This is a genomic window from Alkalibacterium sp. m-11, assembly GCF_054658155.1.
Map to the genome: position 1 here is coordinate 1 of NZ_BAAGIR010000064.1, position 11,479 is coordinate 11,479.

Sequence of the window (11,479 nt, forward strand, 5' to 3'; positions counted from 1 at the left end):
CCAAAATCTAAGTATTGATCCAGGCTTAAACGTATTATCGCTCCTCCTATGACGTTATCATAGAAGGAGCGATAATAAATTATAAGGGGTTTTTATCAAACTGTCCTTGACATGGGGTCCAGTTTATATTGAGCAGTGGTCTTTTATTGAGCGATAAGATACTCAGGGAATTAGACCGTCATGGCGAGGAAGATGAGTGCCCCGACAGCTCCACCAATGAATGGACCAACGATAGGGATCCATGAATACTCCCAATCAGAACCTCCTTTATTAGCTATAGGAAGTATCTGGTGAGCGATTCTCGGACCCAAATCACGGGCCGGATTGATGGCATACCCTGTTGTTCCTCCAAGCGAAAACCCGATTGCCACAATAAGCAACCCTACAATCAGAGGATTCAGTCCATCTGTAAAATCGCCTTGAGTAAAAGCAAGTAGGCCGAATACTAGAACAATCGTCGCAATCGTTTCAGATAACAAATTCCATTTTGATCCTTTAATGGCTGGACCTGTTGAGAACACAGCCAGGATAGCTTCCTGATCATCCGTAGCTCTGAAATGAGGAATATAATGAAGCCAGACCAGAACGGCACCAGTAAAACCTCCTGCAACTTGTGCAATGGTGTAGGGGATTACCATCTCCCATCCAATTTCACCAGCCACAGCCATTCCGAGGGTCACTGCCGGATTAATATGTGCCGGAGACAGCCAGCCTACAGCGTAAACCGCCATAGCTACGGCGAGCCCCCACCCTATACCGATCATGATCCATCCACTATCATATGATTTCGTCTTTTTCAGTACATTGGCAGCAACCACACCGTCTCCCAGAAGAATGAGGATCATCGTGCCGAAATACTCACCAAGTAACTGCTGAAATAAAGTTGTTTCCACTATAAATCCCTCGCTTTATTTATTTTTGTATTCCTCCAGTGATACTTCTCTTACTCTTTCATCCAGATGAGCAGACCAGTTTTCTTTTTCTTCTTCACTCCATCCAAGTTCTTTCTGCATGGCATCAATAACCGATTCTTTCAGTTCAATAACCCGGTCTATATTGAAGAATATTGAATCTGTGCGTCTTTCAAAGAAATCCTCTGGAGACAAAATCATTTCATGCTCCAGCCCATACGCCAGCTGCAGGGCATCTTTTAAAGGCATATCGAACGAGCGAGCCTTACCCAGCAGTTCATACACCTTAAATATATTTGTCCCATACCAGTCAACCAGGAAACGTGCATCAGTCTGATCCAGACCTGCATCAGTCCCATCTTGACTGTGTTGATCTATAAATGTCTGGAATGCAAAAGGATTTTCGACATCTCCTCCAGAAAGCGGAATGGTCTTCGTGTCCACCTGATCGAACCTTACATTCAGTTCTTCAAAAGCTTTATCGATGACTTCAAAGGCGTCTTCCGCCATACGCCGGTAATCGGTCAGTTTTCCTCCTGCAATCGTGATCAGTCCGTCTTCTTCAGTAAAGATTTCGTGTCCTCTGGAAATGCCTGACGGGTCATCATTATTCTCATCCTTAATCAGCGGTCTGAGCCCCGCCCAGCTCGATTCGATATCATCCAATGTTAGGGATACCCCGTCAAATCGGTGATTGATTGTCTGCAGGAGGTAATCAATGTCTTCCTGTGCGATGGACGGGTCCTCGTACGCCCCCTCAAATGGGGTGTCCGTCGTTCCAAAATATGTTTTATTGCCACGGGGGATAATGAAGACCATACGATTATCTTCATGTCCGGTATCAGTGTAAATGGTTCTGGACACAGGGAGCTTAGAATGATCCACTACAAAATGGACTCCTTTTGTAGGGAACATTTTGCCTCCAGTATCTGCCTCCCTGTTCTTTCTTGTCTCATCCGACCATGGACCGGTGGCATTCACCACGACTTTCGCATCGATGTCAAAGGACTCCTCGTTCAACGTATCCACTGCTCTGACAGTTCTTATCTTTCCATCCTCATCGTAACCGAAAGATTCAGCTTTAACATAGTTGGTTATAATGGCTCCCAGTTCGTCAGCTTTTTTTATCGTTTCGATTGTCAGTCGGGCATCGTCATTCGTGTAGTCAAGGTAGAAACCTCCGGCTATAAGTCCTTCTTCTTTCAAGTGAGGTTCTTCCTTAAGAACCTCTTCCTTGTCAACGATATAATGGGCCCATTCTTCGTCAGTCTCTGCCAGATAATCGTACAGGTGCAAAACAACTTCTGCAGTGAAGGCATTAAAAGAAGCACCTGGTTCTTCATATACCGGCATCAGCATATAGCCCGGCTGGACAATATGAGGGGCATTCTTTCCAATAACAGCCCGTTCCTTAGCTACGTCTGACACAAGCTCCACATCAAACTGTTTCAGATAGCGTAGACCCCCGTGAACAAGCTTTGTGGACCGGCTGCTCGTCCCTCCTGCGAAGTCCTGCATCTCGATCAGACCAACTTTTATGCCTCGGGCAGCGGCATGGAGAGCTAATCCAGCTCCAGTGATGCCGCCTCCGATGATCAGCAGATCGACCTGATCAGATGACAGCTTATTTATATTCTCTTTTCTGGTCTGAGCTGAAAATGTCATGCGTCCGTCAGCTCCTTTCTTAAGTTTTTAACCGTCTTCCTCTTCTTTTTTTACTTTTTTCGGCTTGAATTTGAAAGCCTGAGTTGCCTTGACAGCTGCCTGCCAGCCTTCGTACAGATCTTCACGGACCTCTTCGTCCATATTAGCCTCAAAGGTTGCTGATTTATCCCATTTCGCTTTGATTTCATCCAAATCTTTAAAGAACCCCGTAGCCAAACCAGCGAGATAGACTGCACCTAAAGCGGTTGTTTCCATGATTTTAGAGCGTTCGATCTTCACATCCAGAATATCAGCCTGGAACTGCATTAGGAAATCGTTCATGCTGGCTCCACCGTCCACTCGCATCGTTTCTGTCTTAAGCCCGGCATCTTCATTCATCGCATCCACGACGTCTCTTGTCTGGTAAGCCAATGATTCAAGTGTCGCACGAATAAAGTGTTCTTTTTCCGTTCCTCGAGTCAGTCCGAAGACGGCTCCTCTGGCATCCTGATCCCAATGCGGGGCCCCCAGTCCAGTAAAGGCAGGAACGACATAAACATTGTCTGTTGTATCCACTCGTGTAGCATAGTTTTCTGATTGCGGCGCATCTCTGAACATTCTCAGTCCGTCACGCAGCCACTGAATGGCAGACCCGGCAACAAAAATTGCCCCTTCCAGCGCATAATACACTTCATTATCCAATCCATATGCCAGAGTAGTCAGCAGACCATTCTCAGACTGAATCGGCTCTTTTCCGGTATTCATAATAATGAAGGCACCTGTTCCGTACGTATTTTTAACCATTCCTTTATCAAAAGCAGTCTGTCCGAATAAAGCTGCCTGCTGGTCTCCGGCAATTCCTGCAATCGGCACTTGAACGCCTTTAAAGATCGCATCCATAGTCTCTCCAAATATACCTGAAGACGGTTTGACTTCCGGCAGCATGCTTTCAGGTATATCCAGAAGATCCAGTATATCTGAGTCCCACTGCATATCATAAATATTGTAAAGCATCGTGCGGCTGGCATTTGAATAATCCGTAGCGTGAACCTCTCCACCAGTCAGCTTCCATAAAAGCCAAGTATCAATAGTCCCAAATAGAAGCTCTCCATTTTTCGACCGTTCTCTAGAGCCTTCTACCTTATCAAGGATCCATTTGATTTTGGTCGCTGAAAAGTAGGAATCTACAATGAGACCCGTTTTCTTATGGATCATGTCCTTATGTCCGTCTTCAACAAGCTGGTGCGCAACATCAGATGTCTGCTTGGACTGCCAGACGACTGCAGGGTAAATCGGTTCCCCTGTTTCCTTATCCCAGATGACTGTTGTTTCTCGCTGGTTTGTTATGCCGATACTGTCAAGGTCGTTTGCCTCAATACCTGCTTCGATCATGACACTTGCAATGACCTGAAGCGTCTTTAACCAGATTTCATTCGCATTGTGCTCGACCCAACCCGGTTCCGGGAAGGACTGCTCAATCTCCTTCTGGTAACTCCATCTTGGTTCCCCTTCCTTATCGAATATGATTGCCCGCGTGCTTGTCGTTCCCTGATCGATTGCCATAATGTAATCAGCCATTGCTATATCTACTCCCTTTCTCTTATTTGTAAAGGCTTACTGTCGAACCCAGTATAACATTGCATCCTTCACTTCTTCTAATAGAAAGCATATGAAGAGGTAAATTTGTTAATTTCATCCCCATTTTATTTTACTTTTATTAGTTGAGGTCATAAGTTGACTGTTCATTTTCTCTAGTGAGTAATTTATTGTGACGACCACTTATCTTACATGATTCTTAATTAAAACAAAAAAAACAGCTCGAGTGAGCTGTTTTCTTTACACTATTTTGATCGTATGATTAGTCGTTCATCAGTGCCTGATTTGCCGTGATGATAGCTGTTTTATAGACATCTTCTTCGACGCATCCACGTGACAGGTCTGAGACAGGTTTGTTCAGACCTTGAAGAATCGGTCCGACTGCTTCAAATCCACCTAAACGCTGAGTTATTTTGTAGCCGATATTTCCTGACTGCAGTTCAGGGAAGACGAACACAGTTGCTTCACCTGCAACGTCTGATTCGGGTACTTTCTGCTGGGCTACAGCAGGAACAAAAGCCGCATCGAACTGAAGCTCTCCATCAATAGCTAAGTCAGGAGCAAGTTCCTGCGCAATTTTCGTTGCGTTACGTACTTTTTCTGCTTCCGGTGCATTAGCTGTTCCTTTTGAAGAGAAGCTCAGTAATGCAACTTTAGGGTCGATACCGAACATTTTAGCTGTACGGGCACTTTCAACCGCGATTTCCGCCAGGACCTGCTCGTCCGGGTTAGGATTGATCGCACAGTCAGAGAACAGATATTTTTCCTGTCCTCTTCCACGTAGCATGATGAATGCCCCAGATGTACGGCTTACGCCAGGACGGGTCTTGATGATCTGAAGAGCCGGACGGACCGTATCTCCTGTTGAGTGAACCGCTCCGCTGACCAGGCCAACTGCATAGTCCAGATAGACAAGCATGGTACCGAAGTAGTTCACATCTTTAAGCTGAGTTCTAGCCTGATCTTCTGTGGCTTTCCCTTTACGGCGCTCAAGAAATGCTTCTACCATTTCGTCAAACTTGTCGTATGTTTCAGGATCGATGATTTCGATATCCTTCAGATCATATCCACGAGCTTTTGCTTCCTCAAAAATGTCTTCTTCTTTTCCGATCAGAACGGGTTCAAGAATGTTTTCATAATGAAGGCGCAATGCAGCACCTAAAATACGTTCATCTGTCGCTTCAGGAAAGACGATTTTCAGATCTTTTCCTTGAATGTTCTGTCTCAGACTTTCAAATAATTCCACTTGATTTTCCCTCCAGGATTTGTTTTTTCCACATTCTTAATCATACCACTTTTCTTATGGTTTTCACAGTTTAGCCATTAAATTATTCTAGTCATTCGGGTTTTCAGGCAGGCTCCAGTCAACTGGCTCGAAACCCATTTTCTCAAGAATCCGATTGGTTTCTGAAAACACGCCTGACCCTAAAAAGCCCCGATATGCAGACAACGGACTCGGATGAGAGGTTTTAAGAACAACGTGTCTGCTGGTATCGATCATCTTCTCTTTTTTCTGAGCCGCATTCCCCCAGAGAAGAAACACGATCGGTTCTTCTCTCTCACTCAAGGCCTTGATCACGTGGTCTGTCAGATCTTCCCAGCCTCTGTTGCGATGCGAATGCGCCTCTCCTCCTCGAACAGTCAATACTGTATTGAGAAGCAGTACGCCTTCTTCTGCCCATTTTTTCAGATACCCGTGTGAGACTGGAGGAATCCCCAGATCTCTCTCTAGCTCCTTATACATATTTTTAAGAGAAGGAGGTACATCCACCTCAGGTCTGACAGAAAAACTGAGGCCATGAGCCTGATACCTGCCGTGATAGGGATCCTGCCCTAAAATCACGACTTTAACTTCACTGAAAGGTGTCCATTCAAATGCCTGCCAGATATCTTCCACGACAGGATAGACTGCTGCCTCAGCGTATTCTCTCTTCAAAAACTCTCTTAATTCCTGATAGGACTCTGTCTGTTCAGCTTCTTTTAAAATGGGGGTCCAGTCATTGTCTACTGGAATCAACATATGTAAACTTCCTTTCTCTTTTGAGTAAATTTATCTCCCTTTGTCCTCTATTTTTGTTAGACTGATACTATACAAAAGATAGATTATTAAAGGGGACGAAATGAATGATCAAACTGATTGTTTCCGATATGGACGGAACACTGCTTAATGAACACATGGAAATATCCAATGCAAATGCCTCTGCCATCAAGCGTGCGCAGGAACAAGGCATCCATTTTGCTATTGCGACTGGGAGAGATTACCCGATGGCTTCGCCTTTGCTCAAGGAGCATACCATTATCTGTCCGCTGATTGCACAGAATGGCGCCCAGTATTTTGACGAAACCGGAAAAAATCTCTACAATATCGGGCTGGAAAAAAAGACGGTCAGACAGATGCTTGACATCTTTTCTCAATACGACTCACTTCACGAAGAGCTGATGACATATAAAGGCATCTTCTCCGATAATAAGGATCAGCGTGAAGAAATGCTCGCGTCCATGTTATCAGATATGAACCCGGATATCACATTTGAAGAAGCTCTTGAAACAGCTAAGAAGCGAGTAGATGAGATGCCGATCACTTATGTGGATGACTACTCCGACGTTCTGAACGATCAGAGTCTTGTCGTCTTGAAGGTGGCGGTCCATACAAAAAAAGGAAAGGCGCTGCTTGACCCCTTAAAGGAAAAACTTTATGAGGCGGTTCCTGATTTGGCCATCACTGCTTCAAGTGAACGAAACCTTGAGATCAACCATAAGAATGCCCAGAAAGGACTGGCCGTCGCTAAACTGGCCAGAAAACTGGACCTTAAAGCCGACCAGGTTATGACTATCGGGGATAACATCAACGATATCTCCATGCTTAAATGGGCAAAATATTCAGTTGCCATGGAAAATGCTGCACCTGAAGCCAAGGAGGCTGCCAATTATCTTACTTCAAGTAACCGTAAGAATGGTGTAGCCGAAGCGATCACTCGTGTTTTAAGTGGTAAAATTTATAAGAATGATTAAGGGCATGTCGCCCGTCCCTCTCCTGTTCTGATGGTTCAATAACAACCGTTCAGGCCCGGAGAGGGCTTTTTTTCTGAACAGTATAGTGGAACCTCCGGCTAAATAACGACTTGAAAAAATTCAATCAGCTCATCCAGGGCGGCGTCAATGTCAGCCCTTCAACCAGTTCTTCATTGAGTTTCTTGTCAGCTAGTCGTTTCTTCCTTCTTTCACTGTAATCTCTGCAGACTTTCTGTTCTTCCTCTGATTCACAGACCAGATCAGGAAGAAGGGGCTGATCTGTTTCGAATGAACCGACGAGTACGAAGGTGAGAAAACTGGTTGCCCCGATATAAGTTTCTCCTGATTCCAGGTCTTCACCCAGAACTTTAGTAAACACTTCAATCGACCGTCTTCCGGAACCTGTTACATAGGTCTCCACACTCACCGCGTGACTGGCTTTGATTGGATGAAGAAAATGAAGCTCGTCCATGGAAGCCGTCACAAGAGAATTTGAACGGGCAAACTTTGCAACCGACATGGATGCCGTATTGTCGATCAGACTCATCAAGTTCCCGCCGAACAGAGTCTGGTGTCCGTTCAGTTCAGATGGGAGGACTATGTGTGTCTGAACGACCCTTGTTTCGTTACAGCTCATCTGTTTGTTAATAGTCATATTTGCTCTCCTTTGATTTCAGTCGTCTGACGGTCTGTGATGATATCTATAAATCGATGAGTAAACTGAGCTGTGAATCCCCAGAGGTACTGACCTTCCAACCGATAAAAAGGGATGCCCTGCTTTCTGGTGGTCTATCTGTACTTATCTCCATTGGATATCAGCTCGAATGGGAAATCCTCCTTATGTTCCATGATCAGATCCACATAATGATATTCAGGTCGATGTGTCAGAAAATAATTGAGGGGAATCGTGAACACTGACTCCACTTCCTCGTTCGGCTGGAGCGACTTTAATGTACAGTTCCTGAGTTCTCCAGCGAAACAGTGAATGATATGAGTATGAGTTGCGATATAATCGATTTCTCCATAGATATCGATCTGACTCTCTTTCACATTCAGTTCCTCAACTGTCTCTCGAATTGCGGCCTCTTTGTATGTTTCCCCCTCTTCGACAGCTCCTCCGGGAAAAGAGGTTTCCCCCGGCTGTGACACGCTCTGACTTCTTTTTTCAAATAGAAGATGCTTTTCGCCATCGATAATAATAAGTGGCAGAAAGACAGAAAATCGTCTCTGTCTGCCTAATGGTTCTGGTCGATACTGACTGATTTTATCTCTTATTCTGTTGTTCTCCATGTCCAACACCCCATATCTGACTTCCGACTGTTCTTTCAGGCCTATTCTGCCAGTTATAATGTCGGATCATGCCAGTTCATTCTTTACTGCTTCTGCCCATTGACTGATTGATGTTTTGAAACTCAGGCCGAATGGATAAGAAAGTCCGGTCCTTCCTTTATTGACCAGAATGCTTTTATCCCCCTTAAAATCATATACGAATCCGGCAGCGGGATACACGCTCAGACTCGTTCCCAGAACCAGGAGGACATCTGACTGACTGATGGCCTTAATGCTTTGACGGATCGCTTCGGGATCAAGCATCTCACCGTATAGCGTGACATCCGGCCTGACCCATTCCCTGCCGACATACATGGCTGTCTCCGTTTCAACGGCATCCTCACAAGAATAAACCGTTCCATTCCGGGACACTACCCGAGCAGTACTCCCATGCAGTTCAATGACCTTACTGCTTCCAGCTTTCTGATGAAGGCTGTCAATATTCTGTGTGATGACCGTTATTTTTTTCCCAATCTTCTCAAGATCAGCTAGAAAGACATGCCCCGGATTGGGCTGCGCTTCTCTTCTCAGGAGATTCTTTCTATAAAATGTATAAAATTGAGCGGGTTCCTGTTCAAAAAAATGATGGCTCAGAACTTCTTCGAGAGGAGTAGTCAGATTCGTCTGCCTATTGTATAATCCCCCGCTTGAACGAAAATCCGGTATACCGCTTTCTGTAGACACTCCTGCTCCAGTGATTACAGCTATGGACTTACTGCTACTCAGCCATTCCGCTGCTTTTCTGATACTCCCTTTGTCCATGTATCATGCCACTCCTTCTTTTCTCCGCCATTATCCTTTACTCGAGTACCTTTATCCTATTATACTAGGAATGTAGTACAGAAGTGCAACAGATTCATCAGACTCACGATAGATAAAAAAAGGAGGGCCTAACCATGTCTGGACCAAAACTTACTTTAACAATAGCCGGAAATGATGCCAGCGGAGGAGCTGGAATTGCTGCAGACCTAAAAACCTTTGCCGAATATGGTACTTACGGGATTGCTGCACTGACAGTGATCGCTACAATGGATCCAGATAACAGCTGGTCTTGCTAAAGGACTGGATCCTGTCTAAGCGGTCAGAAAAGCCAAGCATTTTGTGACTGAAGCAATGCAGGCAGGCTTTGCGTTCAATGAGTATGTCGGTCCAGTCTATCACAGTGGCTACAGGCTCAACAGACAGTCCGATATCTAACCACCTCAAATCGGGTTACACTTTACCCCTTCTTTCCGTTATTACCTGTATACGGAAGAAAGGAGGCTGACTGTTATGTCTGAAACTGACTGGTTTCCGGCGATGATCGACATGATTGCTAATGTAGGATTTCCTATCTTCATTTCACTGGTGCTGCTTCATCGCATGGAAAATAAGCTCGATGCGGTAGTCAAAGCGCTCAACGATCTGACGGCTGTGACTGAAGCACGCCACCGGTAATTCTCGAGAGTGTCTTTTTGAGGCACTCTTTTTCATTTTGAAACTGAACAGCACGTGAAGTTTTTCTTTTTTTCTATTCTTATGTAATAGTGGTATAATAAATAAAAGCACCGTACACGTTTGACGACCTAGAGGTGATAGAAATGGTTCGGCTATTTATCAACAAGGAATACCAGACCTTGCAGGACCGGATGATCGTAAAAGATGCTGCAGGTGAAAAAATATACCTGATTGTCGGAAAATGGGGCAGACTCGGAGACAGGCTGACTGTCTACTCTATGGACGGAAAACGGATCATAGAAGCCAGACAAGTCAAACTCTCAGTTTTTCCTAAGTTCCGTCTGTTTCAGGATGGAAAGAAAATCGGAACAATAAAGAAACGTAAAGGTCTTCGTGGAATGACTCACCCATACTTTACAGTTACACGACTCAACTGGATTATCACAGGTGATTACGATAAACAAATTTTCTCCGTCAGACGATTCGGAAAGCAGATTCTGTCTATCGAAAAATGCGTGTCATTCACTGGAGAATTTTATATCCTCGATTTTCAGAATGAGAAAATTGCACCTGTAGCCTGTCTCATTTCTCAGCTGCTGGATCACTACGGTCAGAATAAATCCACTGTCTGGAATGATATGAAGCAGCAGAAATACAGTCTCAGTTTCATGCATCCGGTCTGGCTGAGAGTAAAAAGACTGCTTTGGTCAAACAAGTAATCCCGATAGTCTAAAAGCCCGAAGACTGAGTTTTTGCCAGTCTTCGGGCTTATTTTTAAAAATCAGTCCTGTTCAATTTGCAACTGATCACTCGGTCAGTTCACAATTATACCAGTATTCCTGTCTATACCTTCTTCTGCATATGATCGTAATGATGGCCGGCAATCATGACTTCCTTTACCTTCTGAAAGCCTTGTGCTTCGTAAAGCTTCAGAGCCCGGGGATTATCATGGTCGACATTGAGTCCGACCACTGTAAAGCCTTCTGATTTCGCTTTGTCATAAACCGCCTGCATCAGTTCTTTACCTATTCCTTTTCCTCTGAACGTATCCTTCGTTACGATGGAATCAAGATACCATTCGCCTTCGAAAGTCTCACCTTCGATAAATGTTTCAAAAGGAGGGAGCTTGTAGGCCGATATCAAGTCTGACAGCTGATCATACTGATCGGCACTTCCCCCTGGGTAGGAAAAGCAGAAACCGGCTATTTCTCCATCGATCTCTTTTAAAAGGGCATTTTTGTACCCTTGAATAAACGATTCACTTCGAACAGCATGAACCATTGCAGGCCGCAGATCATCCCAAGTTACTTGAGACATGATCGGCAGTTCCATATCTGTCAGAATCACTTTAAATAAATCAACGATTGCTTCTGCATCTTGACGGGATGCTTCTCTAATCATATTAAAACTCCTCAATTATGTTTAAACTGGACCCTATAGAATAGACACGGATAAAAAACCCTTATTCGTTCTCTATTTTATAGGGTTCTTTATTGTATAATGAACCCAACTATATGAGTTCAAAGGAGAGCGTTGACATGGGAAGAAAT

General features: G+C 44.5%; 12 protein-coding genes and 1 pseudogene. 4 read left to right on the top strand and 9 right to left on the bottom strand.

Annotated features, from left to right (window positions below):
- Positions 1–170: 170 nt before the first annotated feature.
- The 5 genes from ACYQ2O_RS07610 to ACYQ2O_RS07630 all read right to left on the bottom strand — a co-directional run bounded on the left by ACYQ2O_RS07610 (position 171) and on the right by ACYQ2O_RS07630 (position 6,171).
- Positions 171–893 carry an MIP/aquaporin family protein gene (locus ACYQ2O_RS07610; RefSeq protein ID WP_091265690.1) on the bottom strand — a complete coding sequence of 241 codons (723 nt, stop codon included), beginning with the start codon at positions 891–893 and terminating at the stop codon, positions 171–173.
- A gap of 15 nt (positions 894–908) precedes the next feature.
- Positions 909–2,576, bottom strand: a complete 1,668-nt coding sequence (locus ACYQ2O_RS07615; protein ID WP_459769173.1) for an FAD-dependent oxidoreductase — start codon at positions 2,574–2,576, stop codon at positions 909–911.
- Positions 2,577–2,603: 27 nt separating this feature from the next.
- Positions 2,604–4,133: a glycerol kinase GlpK gene (gene glpK, locus ACYQ2O_RS07620; protein WP_459769171.1), complete on the bottom strand. Its 1,530-nt coding sequence runs from the start codon at positions 4,131–4,133 to the stop codon at positions 2,604–2,606.
- A 280-nt stretch (positions 4,134–4,413) separates the two neighbouring features.
- Entirely contained in the window at positions 4,414–5,397 is a 984-nt protein-coding gene (pta, locus tag ACYQ2O_RS07625; RefSeq protein WP_346024361.1) for a phosphate acetyltransferase, read from the bottom strand.
- Between the two features lie 87 nt (positions 5,398–5,484).
- On the bottom strand, positions 5,485–6,171 hold the full coding sequence (locus ACYQ2O_RS07630) for a uracil-DNA glycosylase (RefSeq protein WP_346024360.1): 687 nt from the start codon (positions 6,169–6,171) through the stop codon (positions 5,485–5,487).
- 104 nt (positions 6,172–6,275) lie between these two features.
- On the opposite strand from ACYQ2O_RS07630, the gene ACYQ2O_RS07635 reads away from it, so the two are divergent.
- On the top strand, positions 6,276–7,163 hold the full coding sequence (locus tag ACYQ2O_RS07635) for a Cof-type HAD-IIB family hydrolase (RefSeq protein WP_459769167.1): 888 nt from the start codon (positions 6,276–6,278) through the stop codon (positions 7,161–7,163).
- A gap of 124 nt (positions 7,164–7,287) precedes the next feature.
- Here the strand turns inward: ACYQ2O_RS07635 and ACYQ2O_RS07640 are convergent, their stop codons facing one another.
- From ACYQ2O_RS07640 to ACYQ2O_RS07650, 3 genes are all read right to left on the bottom strand, one after another.
- Positions 7,288–7,818 carry an acyl-CoA thioesterase gene (locus ACYQ2O_RS07640; RefSeq protein WP_346024358.1) on the bottom strand — a complete coding sequence of 177 codons (531 nt, stop codon included), beginning with the start codon at positions 7,816–7,818 and terminating at the stop codon, positions 7,288–7,290.
- A 134-nt stretch (positions 7,819–7,952) separates the two neighbouring features.
- Positions 7,953–8,453, bottom strand: coding sequence for an NUDIX hydrolase (locus tag ACYQ2O_RS07645; RefSeq protein ID WP_459796360.1), 501 nt, complete (start codon positions 8,451–8,453; stop codon positions 7,953–7,955).
- Between the two features lie 66 nt (positions 8,454–8,519).
- Positions 8,520–9,254, bottom strand: a complete 735-nt coding sequence (locus ACYQ2O_RS07650; RefSeq protein ID WP_346024356.1) for an NAD-dependent protein deacylase — start codon at positions 9,252–9,254, stop codon at positions 8,520–8,522.
- Between the two features lie 134 nt (positions 9,255–9,388).
- Between ACYQ2O_RS07650 and ACYQ2O_RS07655 the strand changes: the two are divergent.
- The 3 genes and pseudogenes from ACYQ2O_RS07655 to ACYQ2O_RS07665 all read left to right on the top strand — a co-directional run.
- Positions 9,389–9,541, top strand: a pseudogene (locus tag ACYQ2O_RS07655) (bifunctional hydroxymethylpyrimidine kinase/phosphomethylpyrimidine kinase); the annotation flags it as partial.
- Positions 9,542–9,764: 223 nt separating this feature from the next.
- The gene (locus tag ACYQ2O_RS07660; RefSeq protein ID WP_346024355.1) at positions 9,765–9,929 is read left to right on the top strand and encodes a YvrJ family protein; all 165 of its coding nucleotides are present in this window, start codon (positions 9,765–9,767) and stop codon (positions 9,927–9,929) included.
- 143 nt (positions 9,930–10,072) lie between these two features.
- Positions 10,073–10,648 carry an LURP-one-related/scramblase family protein gene (locus tag ACYQ2O_RS07665; RefSeq protein WP_346024978.1) on the top strand — a complete coding sequence of 192 codons (576 nt, stop codon included), beginning with the start codon at positions 10,073–10,075 and terminating at the stop codon, positions 10,646–10,648.
- Positions 10,649–10,772: 124 nt separating this feature from the next.
- Here the strand turns inward: ACYQ2O_RS07665 and ACYQ2O_RS07670 are convergent, their stop codons facing one another.
- Positions 10,773–11,330: an N-acetyltransferase family protein gene (locus tag ACYQ2O_RS07670; protein ID WP_459796361.1), complete on the bottom strand. Its 558-nt coding sequence runs from the start codon at positions 11,328–11,330 to the stop codon at positions 10,773–10,775.
- Positions 11,331–11,479: the final 149 nt, after the last annotated feature.

Bases quoted from the DNA above. Each gene is read 5' to 3' on its own strand.
- ACYQ2O_RS07615 (WP_459769173.1), bottom strand. From the start codon at position 2,576: ATGACATTTTCAGCTCAGACCAGAAAAGAGAATATAAATAAGCTGTCA.
- glpK (WP_459769171.1), bottom strand. From the start codon at position 4,133: ATGGCTGATTACATTATGGCAATCGATCAGGGAACGACAAGCACGCGG.
- ACYQ2O_RS07630 (WP_346024360.1), bottom strand. From the start codon at position 6,171: ATGTTGATTCCAGTAGACAATGACTGGACCCCCATTTTAAAAGAAGCT.
- ACYQ2O_RS07635 (WP_459769167.1), top strand. From the start codon at position 6,276: ATGATCAAACTGATTGTTTCCGATATGGACGGAACACTGCTTAATGAA.
- ACYQ2O_RS07640 (WP_346024358.1), bottom strand. From the start codon at position 7,818: ATGACTATTAACAAACAGATGAGCTGTAACGAAACAAGGGTCGTTCAG.
- ACYQ2O_RS07645 (WP_459796360.1), bottom strand. From the start codon at position 8,453: ATGGAGAACAACAGAATAAGAGATAAAATCAGTCAGTATCGACCAGAA.
- ACYQ2O_RS07650 (WP_346024356.1), bottom strand. From the start codon at position 9,254: ATGGACAAAGGGAGTATCAGAAAAGCAGCGGAATGGCTGAGTAGCAGT.
- ACYQ2O_RS07660 (WP_346024355.1), top strand. From the start codon at position 9,765: ATGTCTGAAACTGACTGGTTTCCGGCGATGATCGACATGATTGCTAAT.
- ACYQ2O_RS07665 (WP_346024978.1), top strand. From the start codon at position 10,073: ATGGTTCGGCTATTTATCAACAAGGAATACCAGACCTTGCAGGACCGG.
- ACYQ2O_RS07670 (WP_459796361.1), bottom strand. From the start codon at position 11,330: ATGATTAGAGAAGCATCCCGTCAAGATGCAGAAGCAATCGTTGATTTA.